Below are 24,615 nucleotides of genomic sequence, written 5' to 3'. Positions count from 1 at the left end.
TTTTGAAGTTTTGCCTCCGGCGGGCAAAGGGCGGGGGCCCTTTGCAATCCCATTAATGGGGTGCGGCAGAATCGCAGGTGTGCGATTGTGTTAAAGCCTGCGGCGCGGTGGGCTCAAGTCTATCCGCGCCGCAGGCTTTATAATCTCAACGGCGCGTCCGACACGAAACGCCGACCCTGTGCGCAACGCAGACAGTAACGGGAGCGCGAGGGTCGAGACCCTCGCATTTCATTCTTCTTCCTGACCGGCTTCCAATTCGGCCACAGTCCCCTTGAACCCCTGCGCGATTACATACCACTCGGACGAATCCTTGCGGCTCGCGGGCGGCTTGGCGTGCTTTACGGTGGTAAAGTGGCGCTTGAGAATGTTCAGCAGCCCCGGATCGGTCCCGCCCGCGAAAACTTTGGCCACGAATGCACCGCCTTTCGACAGGTTATGCACAGCGAAGTCCACAGCCGTTTCCACAAGGCCCATCGTGCGCAGGTGGTCGGTTTGCTTGTGGCCCACGGTGTTGGCGGCCATGTCCGAGATCACCAGATCCGGCCGCCCGCCCAGCGCCTCCATCAACGCATCGGGGGCCTCGTCGGCCATGAAGTCCATTTCGAACAGGATCGCGCCCTCGATCGGGTCGGTGGGCAACAGGTCGATGCCGACGACGCCCGCCTGAGGCGCGCGCTGGCGTACCACCTGCGTCCAGCCACCGGGCGCCACGCCCAGATCAACCACGCGGCGCGAGCCTTTCACCAGACCGAATTTGTCGTCCAGTTCAATGAGCTTATAGGCCGCGCGGCTGCGGTATCCGTCCGCCTTGGCTTTCTTCACATAGGGGTCGTTCAATTGGCGTTGCAGCCAGCGGGTTTGCGACGCGGTACGGCCCTTGGCGCTTTTCAGTCGGGTGGTGGGGTCGCGGCCGGAACGGCTCATGCCGGGCCTCCTTTATTGTGAGTGATGCCGATCAGGCTGCGCAAAATGCCTTCACGGATGCCGCGGTCGGCCACGCCAAGGCGCGCCGCCGGCCATAGATCGAGAATCGATTCGAGGATAGCACAACCCGCCACCACCAGATCGGCCCGCTCACGCCCGATACAGGCCACTTCGCGCCGCCCGGCCACGCTCAGGCTCGACAGACGCTGGCTTATGCCGCGCATGCTGGCCGCGGGGACGATGCATCCGTCCACCGCGCTGCGGTCGTAATGGGGCAGGTCGAGATGGACGCTGGCCAGCGTCGTCACTGTCCCGCTGGTGCCCAGCAGGCGCAGCGGCCCCCTGTTATGTTCAAGGTGATCGTGGACCAGTCCTTCGCGCAACGGGGCGATGCGTGCCGCAAAAGCGGCAAAGCCATCATCGACCAGTGCGCGCATCTCGGCATAACGTTCGGCCCGTTCCCGCGGCGAATCGACCTCTTCGCGGCAACTTTCGGTCAACGATACAACACCATAGGGGATCGAGACGAAGTCAAGGATATGCGGCACGCCGCCATCGTCGCGATGTTCGATCAACACCAGTTCGGTCGACCCGCCGCCAATGTCGAACACCAGCGCCGGTCCCGGCCCCGGTTCGATCAGGATGTGGCAACCCAGCACCGCAAGCCGCGCTTCTTCACGCGCGGAAATGATGTCGAGCGCGATGCCGGTTTCGCGGCGAACCCGTTCGATGAATTCCTGTCCGTTGCTGGCCCGGCGGCATGCTTCGGTGGCCACGGAACGCGCCAATGCCACGCCGCGACGGCGCAATTTATCGCCGCAAATGCGCAAGGCGCCCAGCGCGCGCTCCATCGCCGCATCCGACAGGCGCCCGGTCTGCGCCAGTCCTTCGCCAAGGCGCACGACCCGGCTGAACGCATCGACCACGACAAAGCTGTCGCCCGAAGGCCGCGCGATCAACAGGCGGCAATTGTTGGTGCCAAGGTCGATCGCGGCATAGGATTGGCCATAGGCGCCGGGGAAATAGGGCGCCGGACGCGGGGGCTGGGCCTCTGCCGGCTTGGCCTGCCCCTTGCCGCCTTGCCTGTTGCCGGAGGGCTTGGGATTGGCTCTGGCGGCGGTCTGGGCCGCTACGCTGCGTTCACGCGCCTTGGCCCCGCGTTTGCGCCTTGCGCTGCGCCGCGAGGTGGGGGCGTCCGCCGCCCCTGAATTGCTCTGTCCCGCGGGCACGACTGCGCCTTCGGGCTTGCCGCCGGTTACGTCTACTCTCTGGTCCTTGCGCGGGGCGGCGGCGCGATGCTTTCGCGCTCGGCGCCTAGACTTTTCCCCGCGCCTGTGAACCTTGGCTGGCGTGTCCGGCGGAGGTTGATCCGCCATGTGTAATTCTCAAAAATCATGCATCCCGCGAGATACGCGGGTATCGTCACTCTCCATGCTAGCGCCGACAAGCCTTTGGGGCAATGGCTGATACGGATGATGATGGCGGCGGCACCTTGCGCGATGCATTTTCCTCTTGACGGGGCAAAAGCATCGCATTAGAGGCCCGCTCCACCGAACGGCATTGCCCTGTCGTCTAATGGTAAGACTACGGATTCTGATTCCGTCTATCGAGGTTCGAATCCTTGCAGGGCATCCAGTTCTTCTCCCTAAATCGCTGATACTTCGCCCTTCCCGACAAAGGGTTCAGATCGCGCAAATCGTGATCGTATCCAGCGTATAGGAACCATCGGCCTCCAGTTCGAAATGCTCGGCCACTTCGCGGCTGATCAGCGATTGTATGTGGCGAATCGCGGCCTTGGCGGGCGGCGGCGTGCGCATTCGGGCGGTCCAGTCGGCAAATTCCATGCGCAAGCGACCTTCGTGGACCGATTCGACGGCAAAGCCCGCTTGCGTCAACATGGCGTGCCAGTCGCGGGCGCTGTAATTGCGGCCATGGGACGGGTCACGCAGAACCTCGATCGCCTGCAAATGGGTGTCGGCGGCGGCCAGCACCGGGGCGATGACATCGGCAAATATCGCCCGTCCGCCCGGCTTTAACACGCGCCGCGCCTCCGTCAGGCCGCGCAACGCGTCGCGCCAGTGATGGGTGGAAAAGCGGCAGGCCAGAAAGTCGAAACTGTCGTCGGCAAAGGGCAGGTCTTCGGCGGCGGCGCGGGTGGTGGCGATGTTGGTGATGCCGCGCCGCGCGGCTTCGGCCTCTACCGCCTCCAGCATGTCGGAGGACAGATCGCAGGCGGTGACCAATTGCGCATGATCGGCCATCGCATAGGCGACATGCCCCCCGCCACAGCCCAGATCCAGCGCGTGGACTGGCTGTGCCTGTTCGGTGATGGCGGCGATGCGGATCAGGTCCTCGCCCTTTGCATGGGTGGTGCTGGTGACGTAATCGCGGGCGGTGGTGCCGAACTGTTGCTGGACCAGGGCGTCGTGGTGGGTGGTCATGGTGTTTCTCCTTCGCCGCCCGGATGCTGGTGAATTTAGACTGTTACAATGGATATAATTATCCTGTTATAAGGCTTGCCATGCTGGATGAAGATCATCGCAATCTGCTGGGCGCCTTTGTCCGTGCGCGCCGGGAAAGCATCGCGCCCGATACGCCAGAACGCCGCCGACGCCGCACACCCGGTCTGCGCCGAGAGGAGTTGGCCGCCCGCGCCGGGATCAGCGTGACATGGGTGACGTGGATCGAACAGGGGCGCCCCGTGCGCGCCTCAGCCGAAACCCTGGCGCGTCTGGCCGAGGGTTTGAGCCTGACCGGGGCGGAGCGGGCCTATCTTTTTACTCTGGCGGCAAGGCAGGACCCGCGCGATCCCTTCCTGCCCGCCACGCAGGCGCCCGCCGCGATTGAGGCGATGGTAAAGGCCGTGCCATGGCCCGCCTATGGGCTGGACCCTTCATGGACAGTATGCTGCGCCAATGCGGGGGCGCGCGAGCTGTTTGTGGGCCTGTTTGACGATGAACCGGCCAACCTCCTGCGCTACATCTTCACCCATGCTCAGGCCCGCGCCCTGCTGCCCGATTGGGAAGATCGGTGCCACCGCGTTCTGGCTGAATTTCGGCGGGATTACGGGCGGGTGCTGGGTGATCCGCGTGTGGCGGCGATGATCGAATGGTTATCGGTAAATAGCGATGCCTTTCGCGACGCATGGGGTCGGCAAAAGGTGTTGGCGCGCGAGGGCGGGGCGCGCCTGTTCCAGCATCCTGCACGCGGGCCGCTGCGCTTTACCCAGCACACTTTGGCCGAGGTAGAGCGCGGCGATTTCCGGCTGGTGGTGCTTCAGCCTTTGGCCTGATCCTGAAATCGCACCACTTCGGCCAGAACCCGCGCCGCATGTTCAGGGCGGCAGATCAGCAGGTCGGGCAGGTAGGTGTCGCGCTGATTATAGACCAGCGGCGACCCGTCGATCCGGCTGCAATGCAGGCCATGGGCCAGAGCGACCGCAACCGGTGCGCAACTGTCCCATTCGAACTGTCCGCCCGAATGGAGGTAAATGTCGGCCTCGCCCCGGATCACGGCCATGGCTTTCGCGCCCGCGCTGCCCATGGGGACCAATTCGGCGCCCAGTTCACCGGCCACGAACACGGCCTCGGCGGCGGGGCGGGTGCGGCTGACCACCATGCGCAGCACGTCGGGTGCGGGGGGGACGGCCACTGGCGCATCGCTGCGATAAACGGCATCCGCGCCGGGCAGCGCCACCGCGCCCAGCACCGGCGCGCCATCGACCGCAAGGCCCACATGGACGGCCCAATCGGCCCGCGCCTCACCATATTCGCGGGTGCCGTCGACGGGGTCGACGATCCATACGCGCGACTGATCCAGCCGCTCGAAATTGTCCTTTTCCTCTTCGGACAACAGGCCATCCTGCGCGCGCTGCTGGCGCAGGGCGTGGACGAGGAACTGGTTGGCGGTGGCGTCCCCTGCCTTGCCCAGAGCCTTGCCCGTCACCATCCCGCTGTCGCGCACGGTGATCAGCAATTGCCCGGCAACACGCGCCAGTTCGGCGGCCAGATCGGCGTCGGACATAAGATCGGGCATGTTCAGATTTCCGCCGCGGGGTCGTTGGGGGCGGCACGCTCTGCGCCCCAGTTGATCGAGCTCCACACACGTTCGTGGAAATAGTACAGCGCCACCTTGGTGATGATCTCGGTGCTGGCGATGGCGCCCGCCGTCTTGGCATTGCCCGAAAACAGCCAGCTGAGAATGAACGTATCGATGCTGCCCAACACGCGCCAGCTGATCCCCTTGATCAGCGAGCGGCTATGGGTCTCATGGCCATTGAAGAGCAACATCTTCTACTTCACTCCCAGCTTTATTATGCCCGACTGCATAGCGGCTCAGATTTCCGGCATCCAGTAGTCACCGAGCAGTTTTGCCACGATCAATTCGGCGGCATCGGCCGGGCTGATCTTGGTCGTGTCGATGCGGATTTCGGGGTTTTCCGGCGCTTCATAGGGGCTGTCGATCCCGGTGAAGTTCTTGAGCGCGCCCGACCGGGCCTTTTTGTACAGACCCTTGACGTCACGCGCCTCGGCCACGTCCAGCGGCGTGTCGATGAAGACCTCGAAGAACTCGCCTTCGGGCGTCAGGCTGCGCGCCAGATCGCGTTCGGCGCGGAACGGGCTGATGAACGCGGTCAGCACGATCAGGCCCGCATCGGTCATCAGGCGCGCAACCTCGCCCACGCGGCGGATGTTTTCGATGCGATCCGCCTCGGTAAAGCCCAGATCCTTGTTCAGCCCATGGCGCACATTGTCGCCATCCAGCAGGAACGTGTGCTTGCCCAAAGCATGCAGCTTTTTCTCGACCAGATTGGCGATGGTCGATTTGCCCGAACCCGACAGGCCGGTGAACCACAGCACGCCGGGGCGCTGGTTCTTGATTTCGGCGCGGGCCTCGCGGGTGATGTCCAGCGCCTGCCAATGCACGTTCTGGGCGCGGCGCAGGCTGAAATGCAGCATGCCGGCCGCAACCGTGCTGTTGCCGATCTTGTCGATCAGGATGAAGCCGCCCAGCGCGCGGTTTTCGCCGTAGGGTTCAAACGTGATCGGGCGGTCGGTGGTGATCTCGGCCACACCGATGGCGTTCAGCTCCAGCGTTTTCGCCGCGCAATGTTCCATCGTGTTGACGTTGATCGTGTATTTGGGCGCCTGCACCGTGGCCGACACCATCTGCGTGCCGATTTTCAGCCAATAGGCGCGGCCCGGAATGAGCGCGCTGTCGGCCATCCACACGATGCTGGCCTCGAACTGATCGGCGACCTGCGGCGGATTGTCGGCCAGAGCGATGACATCGCCGCGCGAGCAGTCGATTTCATCGGCAAAGGTCAGCGTGACGGATTGACCCGCGACGGCCTCATCCAGATCGCCGTCCAGCGTGACGATGCGTTCGACCGTGCTGGTCTTGCCGCTGGGCAGCACGCGGATGGCGTCGCCCGGTTTCACGCTGCCGCTGGCGATCAGGCCCGCAAAGCCGCGGAAATCGAGGTTGGGGCGGTTGACCCATTGCACCGGCATGCGGAAAGGCTTGGCCAGATCCCGCGTGGTGTCGACCTCGACCGTTTCAAGGTGATCGACCAGACTGCGCCCGAAATAGGCCGGGGCGGCATACCAGGGCGTGTTGTCCGAGAGCGTGGTGATATTGTCGCCCATATAGCCGGAAATCGGCAGCGCGACAAAATCCTCGATCCCGATGCTGGAGGCAAAGGCACGGTAATCGGCGACGATCTCGTCAAAGCGGGTCTGGGAATAATCGACCAGATCCATCTTGTTGACCGCCAGCACGATGTTGCGGATGCCGATCAGATGCGCAAGGAACGAGTGGCGGCGCGTTTGCGTCAGCACGCCCTTGCGCGCGTCGATCAGGATCACGGCGAGGTCCGCCGTCGAGGCGCCCGTCACCATGTTGCGCGTGTACTGCTCATGGCCGGGCGTATCGGCCACGATGAACTTGCGCTTTTCGGTGTTGAAGAAGCGATAGGCCACGTCGATCGTGATGCCCTGTTCGCGCTCTGCGGCCAGACCATCGACCAGCAGGGCGAAATCGATCCCCTGACCCTGCGTGCCGACCTTCTTGGAATCGGCCTCCAGCGCGGCAAGCTGATCTTCAAAGATCATCTTGGAATCATAGAGCAAGCGCCCGATCAGCGTCGATTTGCCGTCGTCCACCGACCCGCAGGTGATGAAGCGCAGCATCGTCTTGTGCTGATGCGTGTCGAGATAGGCGTCGATGTCTTCGGCAATCAGCGAGTCGACGACGTAAACCGGATCGGTCATCTCAGAAATACCCCTGCTGCTTTTTGACTTCCATGCCTGCGCCGCCCGCATCCTTGTCGATGGCGCGCCCCTGCCGCTCGCTGGTGGTGGTCAGCAAGGTTTCCTGAATGACTTCGGGCAAGGTCTTGGCGCGGCTTTCCACCGCACCCGTCAGCGGATAGCAGCCCAAGGTGCGGAAACGGATCGAACGCATCACCGGCACTTCGCCCTCGCGCAGAGGGAAGCGGTCATCGTCCACCATCAAGAGCATGCCGTCGCGTTCCACCGTCGGGCGTTCCTCGGCAAAGTACAAAGGCACGATGGGGATGTTGTTCAGATGGATGTATTGCCACACGTCCAGCTCGGTCCAGTTGCTGATCGGGAAGACGCGGATGGACTCGCCCTTGGCCTTCTTGGCGTTGTAGAGGTTCCACAATTCCGGGCGCTGGTTCTTCGGATCCCAGCCATGCGATGCGGTGCGGAACGAAAAGATGCGCTCCTTGGCGCGGCTCTTTTCCTCGTCACGGCGTGCGCCGCCAAAGGCCGCGTCGAAACCGTACTTGTCCAGCGCCTGCTTCAACCCTTCGGTCTTCCACATGTCGGTGTGGAGAGCGCCATGGTCGAACGGGTTGATCCCGCGCTCCTTGGCCTCCGGGTTTTGATAGACCAGCAGCTCCATGCCCGACAATTCGGCCATCTTGTTGCGCAATTCGTACATGGCGCGGAATTTCCACGTCGTGTCCACATGCAGCAACGGGAAGGGCGGCGGCGCGGGATAAAACGCCTTGCGCGCCAGATGCAGCATCACCGCGCTGTCCTTGCCCACAGAGTAAAGCATCACCGGGTTTTCCGCCTCGGCCACCACCTCGCGGATGATGTGGATGCTCTCGGCCTCCAGACGCTCCAGATGGGTGAGCGTGGATCTGGCCAAACCTTGGGACATGAATCACTCCAGAAACTTGACGTGCGCCGATATGGGCTTTGCGCAGCCTACTACACGCGGCGGAGTGAAATTGGCCCCATGGCTTTTCTATTGCCTGCCAAAGCGATCTTTTACGGGGTTGGGAAATCGCCTCCGCGATTTCCCACGGCACCGGCCCTCTCCCCCGGCCCTGCCACCCGTATAGTGTACCCTGTGGGTGGCAGGGCCGGGGGAGAGGGCCGGTGCGGGACAACTCCGCCTCTTTGGGCGGAGTTTACAAATGGCCGCGCTCAATCCTTCGTATCGGCCCCCAGATAGGGCGCGCGGCGCGGCAGGCTCAGGCTGACCAGAAAAACCATGACCATCATCGCGCTGACATACCAATAGAACGCGCCCTCGTGGCCCGCCTGTTTGGACCACAGGGCGACATATTCCGCGCTGCCGCCAAAAATGGCATTGGCCACGGCATAGGAAAAACCCACGCCCAGTGCGCGCACTTGCGTGGGAAACAGCTCGGCCTTGATGATGCCAGCGACCGATGTGTAAAAACTCATCAGCACCATGGCGACACAGATCAGCGCCCCGGCCATCACCGGCGACCCGGCCTTTTCCAGCAGCGCGATCAGCGGCACGGTCAGCACCGCCAGCCCCCCGCTGAAAATCAGCATATTGGCCCGCCGCCCGATCCGGTCCGACAACGCGCCCATGACGGGCTGGACAATCATGAAGATGAACAGGCTGACCGTCATCACCCGACTGGCCGTGGTGATCGGCAGGCCCGCCGAATTGACCAGATATTTCTGCATATAGGTGGTGAAGGTGTAAAAGGCCAAAGATCCGCCCGCCGTAAAGCCCAGCACCGAAAGGAAGGCGCGCGGATGCTGGCGCAGCAGAGCGATCAGGCTGCCCGCTTCCTCGCTTTCGCGCGCCTCGCTGCTGCCGCTTTCCTCCAAGCGCGACCGTGCCGCCAGAGCGACCAGTGCCGCCAGCGCCCCGATCACAAAGGGAATGCGCCAGCCCCAGGCCTTGAGTTCACTTTCAGGCAGGAGCGATTGCAGGATAACCACCAGTGTTGCTGCCAGCAATTGCCCGCCCACCAGCGTAACATATTGAAAGGATGACAGAAGCCCGCGCCGCCCTTCGGTGGCGATCTCGCTCATATAGGTGGCCGCCGTGCCATATTCGCCGCCCAGCGCAAAACCCTGCACCAGCCGCGCCGCGACCAGCAGCGCCGGGGCCAACACGCCGATCGAGGCATAAGTGGGCAAACAGGCAATGGCCAAAGACCCCGCCGCCATCGTCACCACCGAAATCACCAGCGACAGGCGCCGCCCGTGCCGGTCGGCAAAACGCCCGAACCACCAGCCCCCGATGGGCCGCATCAGGAACCCTGCGGCAAACACCCCCGCCGTATTCAGCAATTGCCCGGTGGGGTCGGCCTTGGGAAAAAAGGCCCCGGCGAAATAGATCGAGCAGAAGGCGTAGATGTAAAAATCAAACCATTCGACCAGATTGCCGCTGCTGGCCGCGACGATGGCGCCGATGCTGCCCTGCTTCTTCTCGCTCACGCCGCATTCCCCAACCAATGTTGTACAAGGGCCAGATGCAGGCGGATGCCCGTTTCCATCACCCCATCGTTGAAATCATAATGCGGATTGTGCAGCGGGGGCGGATTGTCACCCACCCCTTGCCCCAGCCAGATGTAGGCGCCGGGGCGGGCCTGAAGCATGAAGGAAAAGTCTTCCGAGGTCGCCTCCGGTTCCGGCGCGCGCAGGGCCTTGCCCACGGTGGCGGCTACGCTCAACGCATCTTCTGCGGCCTGCGCGTCATTGATCGTGGCGGGGTAATAGCGGGTATATTCGACGCTGGCCTCGACCTCGAAACTGGCGGCAATGCCCGCCGCGATCTGGCGCAGGCGAGCCTCGATGCGGTCCTGAACGGCGGGATCAAAGGTGCGCACCGTGCCGCCGATGCACACCTCATGCGGGATCACGTTGAACGCCTGTCCGCCATGGATCTGGGTGATCGACAGCACGGCATTGGCGCTGGCCGGGATCGAGCGGGAGACGATCGTGTGCAATTGCTGCACCAGACTGGCGCTGGCCAGAACCGCGTCATTGGCGTTGTGCGGGATGGCGGCATGGCCACCCTTGCCGCGCAGGGTGATCGAAAACCGGTCGGCCGCGCCCATGATCGGCCCTGCGCGCGTGGCAATCGTGCCTGCGGGCAGGCTGGGCCAATTGTGCAGCGCATAGACCCGGTCGCATGGGAAACGGTCGAACAGACCGTCCTCGATCATGGCCTTCGCGCCGCCTTGCCCTTCCTCGGCGGGTTGAAAGATGAAATGGATCGTGCCGTCCAAACCGGCATGGTCCGCCGCCAAAGCCTGCGCCGCGCCCAGCAGCATGGCCATATGCCCGTCATGGCCGCAACCATGGAAACACCCCGGCACCGTGCTGGCATAGGGCAGGCCGGTCTTCTCATCGATGGGCAGCGCGTCCATATCGGCACGCAGACCAATGCTGCGCGCGCCATTGCCCGCGCGCAAAACCCCCACAACACCGGTCCCGCCAATGCCCTCATGCACCTCCAACCCGATGGCGCGCAATTGCTCGGCCAGAACGCGTGCGGTGCGATGTTCTTCAAACCCCAGTTCAGGATGGGCATGAATATCGCGGCGCAGCGCGACGAGGGGGGCAATCAGCCCGGCAAGTTCGGTCATGTGCAAACACCTTGTTACCCCGCGATGGGCGTCGGGGGTGCTTCGGGGGAACCAGAGGTGATAATCCGGTATCGCGTGGCTAGATAGGCGTAAATTCGCTCAGATGTTCCCCCATCCGCCACCGCCGGGTGTTTCGATGGTGATCATGTCGCCCGGTTCCAGCGCGATTTGCGCCCGCCCCGCGATGGTTTCGATGCGGCCATCGGCGCGGCGCACCCATTGCGCGCCGGGCTTTCCGTCCTGCCCACCATGCAATCCAAAGGGCGCGACATGGCGGGACGAGGACACCAGCGTCGCCACCATGGGTTCAAGCGCGGTGATGGCTCGCACCGCTCCATCGCCCCCGCGCCATTGCCCTTCGCCGCCCGACCCATGCCGGATGCCGAAACGCTCCAACCGCACCGGCAGGCGCCATTCCAGCACTTCGGGATCGGTGATGCGGGTGTTGGTCATATGGCTTTGCACCGGACCTGCGCCGTTAAAGCCGGGACCGGCGCCCGTGCCTCCGCCGATGGTTTCGTAATATTGGTGCGCGCCATTGCCAAAGAGGAAATTGTTCATCGTCCCCTGTGACGCTGCACCGGCCCCCATCGCGGCCAGAACGGCGTTGACGATCTGCTGGCTGATTTCGGTATTGCCCGCAACCACGGCGCTGCCCGGTGTGGGGGCAAGGAAGCTGCCCTGTGGAATGATAATCTCCACCGGGCGCAGGCAACCATCGTTAAGCGGCATATCGCGCCCGACCAAAGCCCGCAGCGCATAAAGCACCACGGCGCGGGTGACGGCAGGCGGAGCGTTGAAATTGCCATCGTCCCGCGGCCCTGTGCCGGTGAAATCGATCTGTGCGCCGCCCTCTGTAATGCGCAGCGAAACCTGCAAAACCCGCCCATCGTCGAGCAGGCAGGAAAACGCGCCATCCCTGAGCGTGGCCAGTGCGCGGCGCACCTCAGCCTCGCCCTGATCCAGAACATCGGCCATATAGGTGGCCACCTGCGCCCGCCCATGACGCGCCGCCATGGCGATCAAATCGCGCGCCCCTGCCGCATTGGCGGCAATTTGTGCGCGCAAATCGGCCAGATTGGCCTCCGGATTGCGCGCCGGATAGGGGGCATCCATCAAGGCCCGCCGCATATCCTCTTCGCGCAGCACGCCATCGCGCAGCAGCAGGATATTATCCAGCACCACGCCTTCTTCATCAAGGGTGCGCGAATGGGGCGGGGTGGAGCCGGGCGTGGTCCCGCCAATATCGGCATGATGCCCGCGATTGGCGACAAAACCGATCAGATCGGCCCCATCAAAGACCGGGGTGATGACCGTGATGTCGGGCAAATGGGTGCCCCCGTTAAAGGGGTTGTTCATCACGAAAGCATCGCCGGGGCGCATATCGTCCCCGCGCGCCGCCATGATCGAGCGCACGCTTTCCCCCATCGCGCCCAGGTGTACCGGCACATGGGGGGCATTGGCGATCAATTGCCCCGCCGGATCAAACAAGGCGCAGGAGAAATCCAGCCTTTCGCGCATGTTGACGCTGGTGGCGGTGTTTTTCAAAACCTCGCCCATCTGCTGCGCCAAAGCCATGAAGCGTGAGGCATAGAGTTCGAGCATGACCGGATCGGCCTGTTGGCCATCGGATGCGCCATGCGCCGCCACCGCCGCGCCCCCGGTCAGCAGCAATTCGCCGCCATCCAGCATTCGCGCCTGCCATCCCGGTTCGACAATCGTGGTGGCAAGTCCCTCGCGGATCATCGCCGGACCAACAATCACCGCGCCCACGCCCATTGCCTCACGCGCATAGACCGGCGCGGACAGGCTTGCACCCCGGCTCCAGATGGCGATCCTGCCCAGCGGGCTTGCGGCATCACCCGATGGCACCGGCAGAGAAGGCGGCACCTGCGCCTCCAATCGCGCTTCGACCAGAACTTCGCTGATGATGATCGGGCGCTGGTCCTGAATATAGCCGAAGCGGGCCATATGCTGCGCGGCAAAGGCGGCGCGCATCGCGGCCTCATCGCCCCATAACACGCTCAGCGCCGTATCCGTGCCCGCATAGCGCAGACGCAGATGGACGGCGATTTCGCCAGAACCGCCCAATTCCGCCAAGGCATCGGCGGCAAGATCATCGGCCAATGCCCGCGCCGCCGTGATGGCATCCCCATCCAGCGCGCGGTCCATCATGGCCCCCCGCGCCGCGCTACGATCGGCCAGACCCATGCCATAGGCCGAGAGAACCCCGGCCAGCGGATGCACCAGCACCGACCCCATGCCCAATTCCGCCGCGACCAGACAGGCATGCTGCCCGCCGGCCCCGCCATAACATTGCAGCGTGTAATCGCGCAGATCGACCCCGCGCCCCAGCGCCAGCCTTTTGATCGCGGCGGCCATTTGCGCCACACCGATTTGCAGGAACCCTTCGGCCACGTCCTGCGCGCTGCGTCCGCCGCCGATCCGGGCGGCCATGGCGGCAAATCCGGCCTCGACTGCTTCGCGGTCCAGCGCTTGGTTGGCATCGGGGCCAAAGATCGCCGGGAAATGCTCCGGCGCAATCCGCCCGCACAACAGATTGGCGTCGGTCATCGTCAATGGCCCGCCGCGCCGGTAACAGGCCGGCCCCGGATTGGCCCCGGCGCTGTCCGGCCCAACACTCATGCGCAACCCGTCGTAATGCAGGATCGAACCGCCGCCCGCCGCAATCGTGTCGATGGCCATCATTGGGGCGCGAATATCGACGCCTGCGATCTGTGCTTCATAATTTCGTTCAAAGGCGCCGGAATAAAGCGCGATGTCGGTCGATGTGCCGCCCATGTCAAAGGCGACGATATGGTCAAACCCGGCCTGTTGTGCGGTGCGCGCCGCCCCGACAATGCCGCCCGCCGGGCCGGACAGAATCGCATCGCGTCCCTGAAAATCGGCCGCCGCACATAGGCCGCCATCCGAACGCATGAAATAGAGCGGCACGCCCGTGCCCAGATCCTCCTCCACCTGCGCCACATAATGGCGCAGCACGGGTGAGAGATAGGCATCGACCACCGCTGTCCGCCCGCGCGCAACCATGCCGATGGCGCGGCTGGCCTCATGGCTTTGGGTGATCTGGGTAAACCCGGCCTCGCGGGCCAGTTTTGCCAAACGCGCCTCCATATCGGGATAGCGCCAGCCATGGATCAGCGCGATGGCGCAGGCGGTGTAACCCTGTGCGCGGCGGCGCAGCAGGGCCTCGCGCATCGCATCCTCGTCCAAGGACGTCAGGATCGCCCCATCGGCGGCGACCCGGCCCGACACTTCCTCCACCCCGTCATGGATCGGCGCGGGCAGGCGGATGTCCAGATCGAACAGGCGCGGGCGGGCAAGGTGGCCCATGGTCAACAGATCGCCAAAGCCCTGCGTGATCAGCAGCAGCACCTTCTCGCCCTTGCGTTCCAGCAGGGCATTGGTGGCGACGGTCGTGCCCATGCGGACGGCATCGATGCTGCCCGGCGGGATGGGGGCGCCCGGCGCGACGCCCATGATCCGTCGAATGCCCGCCGTGGCGGCATCGCGATAGGCTTGCGGGTTTTCGCTGAGCAATTTGGCTGTGCGCAGCGTGCCATCCGGCGCGCGGGCGACAATGTCGGTGAACGTGCCGCCCCGGTCGATCCAGAATTGCCAGTTCAAGCGCGCCCGCCCTCTGATGCGCTTTCCGGCTTATTGGCCATGTGCCAGCCCAAAGCCTCGATCTTTTCAAGGATCGTGTCGGACAGGGGGGATTGCGGGATCACCTCGGCCCATGCCTGTTTGAAGCACAAGAGCCAGCCTTCGATCTCCGCCCCGCCGATGGGGGCGACGAAATGGCGCATGCGCAGGCGCGGGTGGCCATATTTGTCGGTATAGAGCGGCGGCCCGCCCAGCCAGCCGGTCAGATATTCAAACAATTTCTCCTCGGCCCGAGCGAGGGAAGGCGGATGCACATCGCGGCACGCCTTGGCCTCGGGCAAAGTGTCCATCAGGATATAGAAGCGCGAGACCAGCGCGCGCACCGCGGCCTCGCCGCCAAAGGCATCATAGGGGGTTTGGCTCATCCTCTGGCCCAATCCACGATGCGGCGGGCGTCCATGGCTCCGGCTTGTCGGCGGATTTCCCGTCCGCCCTGCAACAGCATCAGCGTGGGGATCGATCGGATCGCATATTGCGCGCCAAGGGCTTGCTGCGCCTCGGTATCGACCTTGATCACGCGGAAATAGGGTTCGAGCGCGGCGGCGGCCTGTTCATAGGCGGGGGCCATCGCACGGCACGGCCCGCACCACGGCGCCCAGAAATCGACCAGCACCGGCAAGGTGCCGCGTTGAACATGGGCGGCAAAACCGGCGGCATCGACGGGTAAAGGGTGGCCGGTAAACAGGCTCTTGTGGCATTTGCCGCATTGCGGCCCATCGCCCAGCCTTTCGCGCGCCACGCGATTGGCGCCCCCGCAATGCGGACAGATCAGGATCTCGCTCATCATGCTCCTTGGGCCCTGCGGTTTGCGCCGGGCCTTTGGATGTTCATGTAGCGCGGATCGGCACTTAATCCAGTGCCGGCCTCACTCAATCGAACTGGCGACGCGGCAGACCCAGCGGATTGGCGGCCTTGAGCGCGGCGGGCAACAGCACATCGGGCAGCGCCTGATAGCAGACCGGGCGCAGGAAGCGATGGATCGCCATGCCGCCCACCGATGTCGTGCGCGGATCGGACGTGGCGGGAAAGGGGCCGCCGTGAACCATGCTGCGCGACACTTCGACGCCCGTGGGCCAGCCATTGGCGAGGATTCGGCCAACCTTGCGCTCCAGAATGGGCAGCAGCGGGGCGGCCAGCGCGTAATCAGCCTCGTCCATATGCAGCGTGGCGGTGAGCTGGCCTTCGAGGCTTTCGAGAACCGCGACGATCTGCCCGGCATCCTGACAACGGATGACCAGCGAGGAGGGGCCGAAGACTTCATGCGTCAGCGCCGGATTGGCCAGCAAGTGCGCCGCATCGACCGCCAGCAGGCGCGCGGCCCCGCATTGGGCCGAACCATCGGCGCCCGCGGCCAGAACCGACACGCCATCGGCCTGCGTCAGGGCATCGATACCCTTGGCATAGGCCGCCGCAATGCCGCCCGTCAGCATGACCTGCGCGGGGACCGCATTCAGCGCTTCGCTGGCCGCGCCAAGGAAGCGGTCGAGGTCGGGACCATCGAGCGCCACCACCACGCCGGGGTTGGTGCAGAACTGACCCGCGAACAGGCTGAGCGAGCCGACATAAGCCTTGCCCAGTTCCTCGGCCCGCGCGGCGAGCGCGGCGGGGAAGAGCAGGACCGGGTTGATCGAGGACATTTCGGCATAGACCGGGATCGGCTGCGCACGGCTGGCCGCCACCGACATCAGCGCCAGACCGCCGCCACGCGATCCGGTAAAGCCGACCGCCTGAATATGCGGATTGGCCACCAGCGTGGTGCCCGTTTCATGGCCGGTGCCCTGAACCAGGCTGAACACGCCTTCGGGCAGGCCACAGGCGGCGACCGCTTCGGCAATCGCTTCACCGGCCAGCAGCGAGGTGCCGGGGTGGGCCGGATGGGCCTTGACCACCACCGGGCAACCGGCGGCCAGCGCCGAGGCGGTGTCACCGCCCGCAACCGAGAAGGCCAGCGGGAAGTTCGAGGCGCCAAACACGGCAACCGGGCCAACGGCGATCTGGCGCGCGCGCAGGTCGGGGCGCGGCAAAGGCTGGCGTTCGGGCAGGGCAGGCTCGATGATCGCCCCGGCCCAGTCGCCTTCGCGCAGGATTTTGGCAAACATGCGCAATTGACCCGTGGTGCGGCCCAGCTCGCCGTTCAACCGGCCCTGCGGCAAGCCGCTTTCCAGCATGGCGCGGGCCACGATCGCCTCGGCGCGTGATTCCAGCGCGGCGGCGATGGTTTCAAGGAAGGTCGCGCGCGCATCCGGCGTGGTTTCGCGGAACGTGTCAAAGGCGGCGGCGGCCAGCGCGCAGGCTTCGTCGATTTCGGCAACCGGGGTGATCGAGAATTCACCATCCAGCGCCTTGCCGGTGGCGGCCTCGATGCCGGTAAAGCTGTTGGCGCTGGTGCGGCGCTGGGCGCCGATCAGATAGGCGCCCGTGGTGGCAGAGGACATGATTGGCTCCTTGGCAAAAAGGGATTCGTTGGCGGCCTGTGTCCATGATTGCGCTACCATTTGCAACCGTCCGGTCGTTGACGGTGATCAGGCAGCCGGTTTGTTGTGAAATCCGTCCGCGTCCAGCAGCACCGGGAACAGCCGCGCCCATGTCGCCGCGATCACGATAGAGGCCGCCCCGCCGAACACCACCGCGCCCACCGGGCCCATCAGCGCGGCGGCAATGCCCGATTCCATCTCGCCCAATTCGTTGGAGGCCGAAATGAACAGGGTGGAGATCGCCCCCACGCGCCCGCGCATTTCATCGGGGGTGGACACCTGCATCAAGGTTTGGCGGATCAGCACCGACACCATATCCGCCGCGCCCAGCAGCGCCAGACAGAAAGCCGAGAGCCAGAAAGAGGTCGAAATCCCGAACACCACGGTAAAAACGCCATAGACGCCCACCGCCCCCAGCATCTTGGCCCCGACATGTTGGCCCACCGGGCGCCATGACACGAACAAGGCGGTGGCCAGCGCCCCGACCGAAGAGGCCGCCCGCAACAGGCCCAGCCCATCCGGGCCGACATGCAAAATATCACGCGCATAGACCGGCAAGAGCGCCGTCACCCCGCCCAGCAAGGTCGCGAACATGTCCAGTGTGATCGTGCCGAACAACAGGCGGTTCGAGCGGACATAGGTCAATCCTTCACGCATCAATTCGAGCGGGCGACCGCGTGATCCGCGTGAATGGCTGGCCTGCGCGCTGATCATGACCTGGGCGGCAAAGGCGACCAGCAGCAGCGCGGCGGCAAAGCCAAAGGCCGCGCCCGGCGAAACCGCATAGGCATATCCGCCCAGCACCGGCCCCAGAATGCCCCCCACGCGCCCCGCAATCGCCCCCAGAGCAATCGCGCGCGGCAGCGCTTCGACCGGCACCGTGGCGGAAAGCAGCGCATTCATCGCCGGCATGTAAAAGGCCCGCGATGCGGCAAACCCAGAAGCCACAATATACAAAACCGCCAGCGACAGCCCGCCCTTCATCGCCAGAAAGCATAGCGGGATCAGAAAGGCCAATTGTCCGATCAGCGCGATGCGCACGACTTTGCGCCGGTCATATTGATCCGCCACAAGGCCCGCCATCGGGTTGAAGATCAGAAACGGCAGGAATTGCGCCAGCCCCACAAGGCCAAGCCGCAAAGCCGCCGCACGCACCCCGTAACTGGCCCGCGCCACATCATAGACCGCCCAGCCCAGCGCCATGACCATCGCATTATGCCCCAGCATGGCCGTCAGCCGGGCCAGCCAGTAAAACTGGAAATCGCGATATTGCAGGGGGTGCTTCATGCCATGTCGGCTATCAGCGCCATGTTGCGCCGTCGAGGCACGAAAATGTTTCGGGCGGCACAGACTTGCTTGCCCATGCCGCCCGAACTTGTGTCATTCATTCAGGTCTTAGTGGTGGTGTCCGTGACCCCAACCGCCGCCCCATCCGCCGCGACCGTAATAGCCGCCACGCGGACCGCCCCAGCCACGGCCCGGACCGCCGTAATAGCCGCCACGGGGCATCGGGCGATAAGTGCGGTAATACCATCCGTGATAGGGATAGGGACGATAGATCCACGCATTATCGACATAGACCCATGGGCGATACCACGAGGGCGCCGCGTAATAATAATCACTTTGCGCATAGGCATAGACAGGGGCGCCGCCGCGCACGACAAAGCCCGGCGGGCAACCGGGGCTGGTTTCGCCGCCGCTGCTGCTGGCCACGGCCGCGCCGCCCACGGCGCCGATGGCCGCGCCTGCAGCCATGCCGACGCCCGTGTCATGGCGACCGGCCAATCCGCCCCCGATGATCGCGCCCAGCACGCCGCCCACCAGAGCGCCCGCCCCGGTGTTGCCCCGCGATTTTACGCAATTGTTGCGCGCCCAGTTTTCGGCGTCCGCAGCATAGCGTGCATCGGCGGCCCGATCCTCGGCGCCCGCGACATAGCCCTGCGGGGCGGGGGGCAGGGTGCGGCCGTCATAGCCTTCGGGCGCCGACGGTTCGGGCGGGGGATTGCGATAGTCATAGCCACCTTGCGGCTGGCCATTATAGGGCTGACCGTTATAGGCTTGGCCGTTATAGGGTTCCTGCGCGGAATAGGCCGGATCGGAATAGCCCTGACCACCGATCTGGGCAGAGGCAAAGGTGGAGGCGAGGGGCGACATACCGGCGGCCAGAGCGCTGGCGGCCAGCACGGTCTTTTGAAAAGCGATGGACATGACGCGGGTCCTTGCTGAAAAATTCGAACGCTGAAAAACTATGGCAACATAGCTGACATGATCCGCGTGAACGCAGGCTGACACAGCGCAAAGCGCGACAATTTGTTACCCGTTACAGGCCGCGCGATGGCCAAGGCACGGATGGCGTGCCAAGGGGCATATGAAAGGAACCGACATGAGCGCCGAAGAAGATTACGTATATGACGAGGAAAGCGGCGAATGGCTGCCCGCATCGGAACTGGCCGCCAAACAGGCCGCTGCCGATACGGTCGAAGTGCGCGATGCGGTGGGCAATCTGCTTTCCGATGGCGATCAGGTGACGCTGATCAAGGATCTGGAGGTCAAGGGCGCGGGCCAGACGTTGAAGCGCGGCACGTTGATCAAATCGATCCGCCTGACGGGCGATCCGCAAGAGATCGATTGCCGTTATGACGGGATCAAGGGGCTGGTGCTGCGCGCCGAATTCGTCCGCAAGAGGTAAATGCCCGATGCGCGTCGCCACATTGACGATGAACCCGGCCATCGACGGTTCGTGCGAGGCCGAGCAGGTTTTCCCCACCCACAAGATCCGCACGCATGACGAGCGTTACGATCCGGGCGGGGGCGGCATCAATGTGGCGCGCGTGCTGGCCCGATTGGGCCATGATTTATCGCCTGCCGCGGTCGAGGTCATTTATCTGGCGGGCGGGGCCACGGGGGCCTTGCTCGACGAATTGCTGGACCAACATGGGTTGGAGCGGTTTCGCATCCCCATCCGTGACCATACGCGGCAATCGCTGGCGGTGTATGAAAGGGCCAGCGGCAAGGAGTTCCGCTTTGTCCCCGATGGTCCCTTGATCCGCGAGGCGGAGTGGCAGGCGGCCTTTGACCGGGTGGCGGGTCTGGATCACGGATGGCTGGTGGCCAGTGGGTCTTTGCCGCGCGGCGTCCCGGTGGATTTCTATGCGCGGCTGGCGGCGGGGTTGGCGGGGCGCGATGTGCGGCTGGTGGTCGATACATCGGGGCCTGCTCTGGCCGCTGCGCTGGAGCAGGGCGGGCTTTATCTGGTCAAGCCGAGCCTTGGCGAATTTGAAACGCTGGTCGGGCGCAAGCTGGACGGGGCGCAGGATGTGGGCGAGGCGGCCATGGATATGGTGCGCGCCGGAAAGGCGGCCCATGTCGCGGTGTCCATGGGGCACGAAGGGGCGGTTCTGGCCCATGCGGGCGGGGTGATCGTCCGGCCCGCGCTGGACGTTCCGGTTAAGAGCGCGACGGGCGCGGGGGACAGTTTCGTGGGCGGTATGGTCCATGGCTTTTTGCGCGACGAAGATGCAGCGGGTGCATTCCGCTGGGGCATGGCGGCGGGGACGGCGGCGGTCCTGTCGCCCGGCACGGACCTGTGCCACCCGGAAGCGGTGCGGCAGATGTGGGAAGCTTTGGGAGAGTTGTGATGGCAGAGCGTGATCCAAAGGCTGTGGCGATAATCGAACGCCTTGGCATGCAGCCGCATCCCGAGGGTGGATGGTACGTCGAATTATGGCGCGAAGGGCCTGATCGCGGGTGCGTCAGCACGATCTATTTCCTGTTGGAGGCGGGGCAGACGTCGCATTGGCACAGGATCGACGCCGCCGAAGTGTGGTTATGGCACGCCGGGTCGGCGCTGGATCTGGGCGTGGCGGAGGATGATGCGGGGCCGGTGCGCTGGATCCGTTTGGGCGGCGATGTTCTGGCGGGGGATGAGCCGCAGGGCGTGATCCCGACGCGATATTGGCAAACGGCGCGGGCGAAGGACGGTTGGGCCTTGGTCAGTTGCGTTGTGGCGCCGGGATTCCGGTTCGAAGGGTTTGAATTGGCCGATCCCGATTGGCATCCGGGGTGATTCGGTTCTTTGTTGCGACGCAACATTCCAAAATGGTTTTTCGTTGATTTGAATTCAGTGATTCGATCTGATGATTCTTTGATGAATTTGGATCATTCTACCAGGATGAACGGGTGAAACTTGTATGCATTCCTATTCAAGCCTTATGCGGATCTGAAGGCGACGGAACATCAAAAATCCCCCAATTCCGAGGAATAATGGCGAATTCTAACGAGATAGGTGGACATTAATTTTAGGCAGGGCTGTCGCCGTTTGCAAAAAATGCAATCAACTCGTTGGTGAATGCAATTGCTCGAATCCCACCATTCACGATAGACGGGGTTCAACAACATAAAGGGTGCTTCGAGGCAATGAATCCTAACCAAATAGGGGAATTTGCCGTGATCAAGACTGTTATCGCTGCCGCTGCTTTCGCTCTTCTGCCCACCGTTGCTTTCGCTGACGAAGCTCCCAAGCAGAGCTTCACCTATCAGGGCGTGACCTACACCTACACCTCGGAAGTTCAGAACGGCGTGAAGGTTCTCAAGGGTTCGGCCTACAACGGCAAGGTGCCCTTCGAACTGAAGGTGACCAAGAATGGCGTTTCGGGCACGTTCAACAAGGCTCCCGTGAACTTTGACATGCACGAAGTTCAGCACCTCGACAGCAAGGAAGTTGTCGAAGGCCAGTAAGAACCTGGACCCGGAAACGGGTCGGTTCCAAAGCTGAAATACGCGCTACAAAACCCAAGGGGCGGCTGGAAGATGACTTCCGGCCGCCCTTTTGCTTGCGCGCAGAAATTTGGGGAAGAGTTGCGGCCCAGTCGGGTTGGTAGCCTCTTCAATAAGAGCCGACTAGGCCGCGAGATCCATATGGCAGTGCTGATCTGACAAATCCATGAATGAAATGCCACTTTGGCGAATTTTATGAACTCTTTTTGCTGACTTGGTTGATGGTTTCAGGCCAGCGTTACGAAAATCTCTGCGACAAGCACCCAATTGGCATCCGGCCCCATCGGGGCAAGATTGCGCCACTTGGCCGCATAGGTGCCCGATGCTTGCACTTTGCCCTCGACGGCGGCGCCGCGCCATGCGCCGTGTTCCATGGCGATGGGTTCAATGGCGCTGACGATGATGGTTTCCGGTGTCCGGACATAGATCGAGCGCTGGGCCGCAGGGGCGGCAAATTCACGCTTCCACGCCAGCAATTGCGCCTTGCGCCCGTTCAGCAGCGCGCTGTCCGTGCCGGTGATCAAGGTCACATTGGGCGCAAGGATCGGCGTGATGGCGTCAAGGTCGCCTTGTTCCAGCGCGCGGTTGAACGCGGCGCGGCGCAGGCGGATGGCAAGATCGGCGGCGGGGTTTTGCATGGGATTCACCGCTGCGGGATTTTTGGGGGGAAGGGAAGGGGGTATTTGCCTCCGGCGGGTTAAGGGCGAGGGCCCTTAACAATCCCGTTTTGGGGTTGCGGGTGGTTTGCGGGGTGGCGTTTCTGGGCATGGGTGTTGAAAGCCTGCGGCGCAGCAAACTCGCGCTAAAAGCGCCGCAGGCTTTACAATCAAAACGCTGAAATTTCCCGCAAGGCCGCCATCGCATCCCACCGCCGACAGTATCGGGATTGCAAAGGGCCCCCGCCCTTTGCCCGCCGGAGGCATCAAACAAAAAAGGGCCGACGACCACCCCGGCCCCCGACCCTTTCATCCACTCAAACCGAACCCTTATTCCGCAGCAGGAATGTAGAGATCGCCCGCTTCCTTATATTTCTCGCTCATCTGCGCCATGCCCGCTTCGGCGTCCTGCGCGGCGGCAAATGTTTCGATGGGCGCGTTCTGCTTGGCCGCGAATTCGCGCACTTCCTGCGTGATCTTCATGCTGCAGAATTTCGGCCCGCACATGCTGCAGAAATGGGCCGTCTTGGCGCCTTCTGCGGGCAGGGTCTGGTCGTGATACTGCTCGGCGGTGTCGGGGTCGAGCGACAGGTTGAACTGGTCGCGCCAGCGGAATTCGAAACGCGCGCGCGACAGGGCGTCGTCGCGCAACTTCGCCGCCGGATGCCCCTTGGCCAGATCCGCCGCATGGGCGGCCAGCTTGTAGGTCACCACGCCCACCTTCACGTCATCGCGGTCGGGCAGGCCGAGGTGCTCCTTGGGCGTGACATAGCAAAGCATCGCCGTGCCGAACCAGCCGATCATCGCCGCGCCAATGCCCGACGTGATGTGGTCATAACCCGGCGCGATATCGGTCACGAGCGGCCCGAGCGTGTAGAACGGGGCTTCGCCGCAGGCGGCCAGCTGCTTGTCCATGTTTTCCTTGATCTTGTGCATCGGCACATGGCCGGGGCCTTCGATCATCACCTGAACGTCCTGTTCCCACGCCCGCTTGGTCAGTTCGCCCAGCGTGTAGAGTTCGGCAAATTGCGCCTCGTCATTGGCGTCGGCAATCGAACCGGGGCGCAGGCCATCGCCCAGCGAATAGGCCACGTCATAGGCCTTCATGATCTCGGTGATTTCGTCGAACCGTTCGTAAAGGAACGATTCCTTGTGATGGGCCAGACACCATTTGGCCATGATCGAGCCGCCGCGCGACACGATGCCCGTCACGCGCTTGGCGGTCAGGGGAATATAGGGCAGGCGAACGCCGGCATGGATGGTGAAATAGTCGACGCCCTGTTCGGCCTGTTCGATCAGCGTGTCGCGGAAGATTTCCCACGTCAGATCCTCGGCAATGCCGCCGACCTTCTCCAGCGCCTGATAGATGGGCACGGTGCCGATGGGGACGGGCGAATTGCGCAGGATCCATTCGCGCGTGTCATGGATGTTGCGCCCGGTGGACAGGTCCATCACCGTGTCGGCGCCGTGGCGGATGGCCCAGACCATTTTGTCGACTTCACTGGCGACGTCCGATGCCACCGCCGAATTGCCGATGTTGGCGTTGATCTTGACCAGAAAATTGCGGCCAATCGCCATCGGTTCGGATTCGGGATGGTTGATGTTCGAGGGAATGATGGCGCGGCCCCGCGCCACTTCTGACCGCACGAACTCGCCCGTCACGAAATCGGGGATTTCCGCGCCCCAGCTTTGCCCGTCACGCTCCAGCTTTTCCTTCAGGATGGCGCGGCCAAGGTTTTCGCGCTGGGCCACATATTCCATTTCGGGGGTGACGATGCCGCGGCGGGCATAGTGCATCTGGCTGACATTGGCCCCGGCCTTGGCGCGCAGGGGGCGGGTGTTGACGCCGGGGAAGGCGGGCACGCCGCCGCTGCGATCCGGGCCTTTCAAGCCATTGTCTTCGGGCTTGATCGCGCGGCCTTCATAGTCCTCGACATCGCCGCGTGCCAAAATCCATTCGCGGCGCAGCGGGGCAAGGCCGGCGGCAATATCGATCGTGGCATTGGGATCGGTATAGGGGCCGGACGTGTCATAGACCCGCACCGCAGGTTCCCTGGCCGACGACTCCAGCGCGATTTCGCGCATCGCTACCTTGATTTCGGGATGGCTGGGCGAAGGGACGTAAATCTTCTTCGAGCCACGGATGGCGCCGGTGGTGACGCCAATTTCAAGGGGAGAGTTGATGTCGGCCATGGATGTCTTT

The 24,615-nt window shown here is 63.7% G+C and carries 22 protein-coding genes and 1 tRNA gene; 6 read left to right on the top strand and 17 right to left on the bottom strand.

The genetic code is table 11. The features are described 5' to 3' along the window. Nucleotides 1-228: 228 nt before the first annotated feature. The gene (locus AC2S2E_RS03105; RefSeq protein ID WP_486523651.1) at nucleotides 229-924 is read right to left on the bottom strand and encodes an RlmE family RNA methyltransferase; all 696 of its coding nucleotides are present in this window, start codon (nucleotides 922-924) and stop codon (nucleotides 229-231) included. Then, complete coding sequence (locus AC2S2E_RS03100; protein ID WP_476106036.1) at nucleotides 921-2,300, bottom strand: Ppx/GppA phosphatase family protein; 1,380 nt, start codon at nucleotides 2,298-2,300, stop codon at nucleotides 921-923. The genes AC2S2E_RS03105 and AC2S2E_RS03100 overlap by 4 nt, the downstream gene beginning before the upstream one ends. 185 nt (nucleotides 2,301-2,485) lie before the next feature. Between AC2S2E_RS03100 and AC2S2E_RS03095 the strand changes: the two genes are divergently transcribed. Continuing rightward, nucleotides 2,486-2,559, top strand: a tRNA-Gln gene (locus AC2S2E_RS03095). Nucleotides 2,560-2,606: 47 nt separating this feature from the next. On the opposite strand, the gene AC2S2E_RS03090 is transcribed toward AC2S2E_RS03095, so the two are convergent. Beyond that, a complete protein-coding gene (locus AC2S2E_RS03090; RefSeq protein ID WP_486523650.1) occupies nucleotides 2,607-3,365 on the bottom strand; it encodes a class I SAM-dependent methyltransferase in 759 nt (252 codons plus the stop codon). A gap of 80 nt (nucleotides 3,366-3,445) precedes the next feature. Between AC2S2E_RS03090 and AC2S2E_RS03085 the strand changes: the two genes are divergently transcribed. Then, complete coding sequence (locus AC2S2E_RS03085; protein WP_486523648.1) at nucleotides 3,446-4,216, top strand: helix-turn-helix transcriptional regulator; 771 nt, start codon at nucleotides 3,446-3,448, stop codon at nucleotides 4,214-4,216. Here AC2S2E_RS03085 and AC2S2E_RS03080 read toward each other — a convergent pair. From AC2S2E_RS03080 to AC2S2E_RS03025, 12 genes are all read right to left on the bottom strand, one after another. After that, nucleotides 4,201-4,947: a 3'(2'),5'-bisphosphate nucleotidase CysQ gene (locus tag AC2S2E_RS03080; RefSeq protein WP_486524532.1), complete on the bottom strand. Its 747-nt coding sequence runs from the start codon at nucleotides 4,945-4,947 to the stop codon at nucleotides 4,201-4,203. The genes AC2S2E_RS03085 and AC2S2E_RS03080 overlap by 16 nt on opposite strands. Nucleotides 4,948-4,961: 14 nt before the next feature. Continuing rightward, nucleotides 4,962-5,213 (bottom strand): DUF2061 domain-containing protein, encoded by a 252-nt coding sequence (locus AC2S2E_RS03075; protein WP_172342322.1) that lies wholly within the window; start codon nucleotides 5,211-5,213, stop codon nucleotides 4,962-4,964. A gap of 45 nt (nucleotides 5,214-5,258) precedes the next feature. After that, nucleotides 5,259-7,196: a sulfate adenylyltransferase subunit CysN gene (cysN, locus tag AC2S2E_RS03070; RefSeq protein WP_486523647.1), complete on the bottom strand. Its 1,938-nt coding sequence runs from the start codon at nucleotides 7,194-7,196 to the stop codon at nucleotides 5,259-5,261. A 1-nt stretch (nucleotide 7,197) separates the two neighbouring features. Continuing rightward, nucleotides 7,198-8,118 carry a sulfate adenylyltransferase subunit CysD gene (gene cysD, locus AC2S2E_RS03065; RefSeq protein WP_476106032.1) on the bottom strand — a complete coding sequence of 307 codons (921 nt, stop codon included), beginning with the start codon at nucleotides 8,116-8,118 and terminating at the stop codon, nucleotides 7,198-7,200. A 269-nt stretch (nucleotides 8,119-8,387) separates the two neighbouring features. Next, entirely contained in the window at nucleotides 8,388-9,665 is a 1,278-nt protein-coding gene (locus tag AC2S2E_RS03060) for an MFS family transporter (protein ID WP_486523646.1), read from the bottom strand. Further along, complete coding sequence (locus tag AC2S2E_RS03055; protein ID WP_486523645.1) at nucleotides 9,662-10,819, bottom strand: M20 aminoacylase family protein; 1,158 nt, start codon at nucleotides 10,817-10,819, stop codon at nucleotides 9,662-9,664. Before AC2S2E_RS03055 ends, AC2S2E_RS03060 begins: the two co-directional genes overlap by 4 nt. Nucleotides 10,820-10,918: 99 nt before the next feature. Continuing rightward, nucleotides 10,919-14,467 carry a hydantoinase B/oxoprolinase family protein gene (locus tag AC2S2E_RS03050; RefSeq protein ID WP_486523644.1) on the bottom strand — a complete coding sequence of 1,183 codons (3,549 nt, stop codon included), beginning with the start codon at nucleotides 14,465-14,467 and terminating at the stop codon, nucleotides 10,919-10,921. Beyond that, nucleotides 14,464-14,871, bottom strand: a complete 408-nt coding sequence (locus tag AC2S2E_RS03045; protein ID WP_486523643.1) for a group II truncated hemoglobin — start codon at nucleotides 14,869-14,871, stop codon at nucleotides 14,464-14,466. Before AC2S2E_RS03045 ends, AC2S2E_RS03050 begins: the two co-directional genes overlap by 4 nt. Beyond that, on the bottom strand, nucleotides 14,868-15,293 hold the full coding sequence (gene trxC / locus AC2S2E_RS03040; protein ID WP_486523642.1) for a thioredoxin TrxC: 426 nt from the start codon (nucleotides 15,291-15,293) through the stop codon (nucleotides 14,868-14,870). The genes AC2S2E_RS03045 and trxC overlap by 4 nt, the downstream gene beginning before the upstream one ends. Nucleotides 15,294-15,375: 82 nt before the next feature. Then, the gene (locus AC2S2E_RS03035) at nucleotides 15,376-16,941 is read right to left on the bottom strand and encodes an aldehyde dehydrogenase (NADP(+)) (RefSeq protein WP_486523641.1); all 1,566 of its coding nucleotides are present in this window, start codon (nucleotides 16,939-16,941) and stop codon (nucleotides 15,376-15,378) included. 87 nt (nucleotides 16,942-17,028) lie between these two features. Next, nucleotides 17,029-18,267 (bottom strand): MFS transporter, encoded by a 1,239-nt coding sequence (locus AC2S2E_RS03030; protein WP_476106025.1) that lies wholly within the window; start codon nucleotides 18,265-18,267, stop codon nucleotides 17,029-17,031. A 108-nt stretch (nucleotides 18,268-18,375) separates the two neighbouring features. Next, nucleotides 18,376-19,188, bottom strand: coding sequence for a hypothetical protein (locus tag AC2S2E_RS03025; RefSeq protein WP_486523640.1), 813 nt, complete (start codon nucleotides 19,186-19,188; stop codon nucleotides 18,376-18,378). A gap of 175 nt (nucleotides 19,189-19,363) precedes the next feature. Here AC2S2E_RS03025 and AC2S2E_RS03020 point away from each other — a divergent pair, with 175 nt between their 5' ends. From AC2S2E_RS03020 to AC2S2E_RS03005, 4 genes are all read left to right on the top strand, one after another. Continuing rightward, nucleotides 19,364-19,669 (top strand): alkylphosphonate utilization protein, encoded by a 306-nt coding sequence (locus AC2S2E_RS03020; protein WP_476106023.1) that lies wholly within the window; start codon nucleotides 19,364-19,366, stop codon nucleotides 19,667-19,669. Between the two features lie 7 nt (nucleotides 19,670-19,676). Continuing rightward, on the top strand, nucleotides 19,677-20,618 hold the full coding sequence (locus tag AC2S2E_RS03015; RefSeq protein WP_486523639.1) for a 1-phosphofructokinase family hexose kinase: 942 nt from the start codon (nucleotides 19,677-19,679) through the stop codon (nucleotides 20,616-20,618). Next, the gene (locus AC2S2E_RS03010) at nucleotides 20,618-21,046 is read left to right on the top strand and encodes a cupin domain-containing protein (protein WP_486523638.1); all 429 of its coding nucleotides are present in this window, start codon (nucleotides 20,618-20,620) and stop codon (nucleotides 21,044-21,046) included. Before AC2S2E_RS03015 ends, AC2S2E_RS03010 begins: the two co-directional genes overlap by 1 nt. Before the next feature lie 380 nt (nucleotides 21,047-21,426). Next, entirely contained in the window at nucleotides 21,427-21,717 is a 291-nt protein-coding gene (locus AC2S2E_RS03005) for a hypothetical protein (protein ID WP_476106020.1), read from the top strand. 266 nt (nucleotides 21,718-21,983) lie between these two features. Here the strand turns inward: AC2S2E_RS03005 and AC2S2E_RS03000 are convergent, their stop codons facing one another. Further along, nucleotides 21,984-22,394 carry a DUF4440 domain-containing protein gene (locus tag AC2S2E_RS03000; protein ID WP_486523637.1) on the bottom strand — a complete coding sequence of 137 codons (411 nt, stop codon included), beginning with the start codon at nucleotides 22,392-22,394 and terminating at the stop codon, nucleotides 21,984-21,986. A gap of 348 nt (nucleotides 22,395-22,742) precedes the next feature. Next, the gene (gene thiC / locus AC2S2E_RS02995) at nucleotides 22,743-24,605 is read right to left on the bottom strand and encodes a phosphomethylpyrimidine synthase ThiC (protein WP_476106018.1); all 1,863 of its coding nucleotides are present in this window, start codon (nucleotides 24,603-24,605) and stop codon (nucleotides 22,743-22,745) included. Between the last annotated feature and the right edge of the window lie 10 nt (nucleotides 24,606-24,615).

This window comes from Novosphingobium sp. 550D (assembly GCF_057401885.1).
The sequence above is the reverse complement of the archived record's forward strand: the minus strand, read 5'-3'. Positions and strand labels throughout refer to the sequence as shown.

Excerpts from the sequence above, each read along its gene's own strand:
- AC2S2E_RS03105 (WP_486523651.1), bottom strand. The coding sequence starts at position 924 with ATGAGCCGTTCCGGCCGCGACCCCACCACCCGACTGAAAAGCGCCAAG.
- AC2S2E_RS03100 (WP_476106036.1), bottom strand. The coding sequence starts at position 2,300 with ATGGCGGATCAACCTCCGCCGGACACGCCAGCCAAGGTTCACAGGCGC.
- AC2S2E_RS03090 (WP_486523650.1), bottom strand. The coding sequence starts at position 3,365 with ATGACCACCCACCACGACGCCCTGGTCCAGCAACAGTTCGGCACCACC.
- AC2S2E_RS03085 (WP_486523648.1), top strand. The coding sequence starts at position 3,446 with ATGCTGGATGAAGATCATCGCAATCTGCTGGGCGCCTTTGTCCGTGCG.
- AC2S2E_RS03080 (WP_486524532.1), bottom strand. The coding sequence starts at position 4,947 with ATGTCCGACGCCGATCTGGCCGCCGAACTGGCGCGTGTTGCCGGGCAA.
- AC2S2E_RS03075 (WP_172342322.1), bottom strand. The coding sequence starts at position 5,213 with ATGTTGCTCTTCAATGGCCATGAGACCCATAGCCGCTCGCTGATCAAG.
- cysN (WP_486523647.1), bottom strand. The coding sequence starts at position 7,196 with ATGACCGATCCGGTTTACGTCGTCGACTCGCTGATTGCCGAAGACATC.
- cysD (WP_476106032.1), bottom strand. The coding sequence starts at position 8,118 with ATGTCCCAAGGTTTGGCCAGATCCACGCTCACCCATCTGGAGCGTCTG.
- AC2S2E_RS03055 (WP_486523645.1), bottom strand. The coding sequence starts at position 10,819 with ATGACCGAACTTGCCGGGCTGATTGCCCCCCTCGTCGCGCTGCGCCGC.
- AC2S2E_RS03045 (WP_486523643.1), bottom strand. The coding sequence starts at position 14,871 with ATGAGCCAAACCCCCTATGATGCCTTTGGCGGCGAGGCCGCGGTGCGC.
- trxC (WP_486523642.1), bottom strand. The coding sequence starts at position 15,293 with ATGATGAGCGAGATCCTGATCTGTCCGCATTGCGGGGGCGCCAATCGC.
- AC2S2E_RS03035 (WP_486523641.1), bottom strand. The coding sequence starts at position 16,941 with ATGTCCTCTGCCACCACGGGCGCCTATCTGATCGGCGCCCAGCGCCGC.
- AC2S2E_RS03030 (WP_476106025.1), bottom strand. The coding sequence starts at position 18,267 with ATGAAGCACCCCCTGCAATATCGCGATTTCCAGTTTTACTGGCTGGCC.
- AC2S2E_RS03025 (WP_486523640.1), bottom strand. The coding sequence starts at position 19,188 with ATGTCCATCGCTTTTCAAAAGACCGTGCTGGCCGCCAGCGCTCTGGCC.
- AC2S2E_RS03020 (WP_476106023.1), top strand. The coding sequence starts at position 19,364 with ATGAGCGCCGAAGAAGATTACGTATATGACGAGGAAAGCGGCGAATGG.
- AC2S2E_RS03015 (WP_486523639.1), top strand. The coding sequence starts at position 19,677 with ATGCGCGTCGCCACATTGACGATGAACCCGGCCATCGACGGTTCGTGC.
- AC2S2E_RS03010 (WP_486523638.1), top strand. The coding sequence starts at position 20,618 with ATGGCAGAGCGTGATCCAAAGGCTGTGGCGATAATCGAACGCCTTGGC.
- AC2S2E_RS03000 (WP_486523637.1), bottom strand. The coding sequence starts at position 22,394 with ATGCAAAACCCCGCCGCCGATCTTGCCATCCGCCTGCGCCGCGCCGCG.
- thiC (WP_476106018.1), bottom strand. The coding sequence starts at position 24,605 with ATGGCCGACATCAACTCTCCCCTTGAAATTGGCGTCACCACCGGCGCC.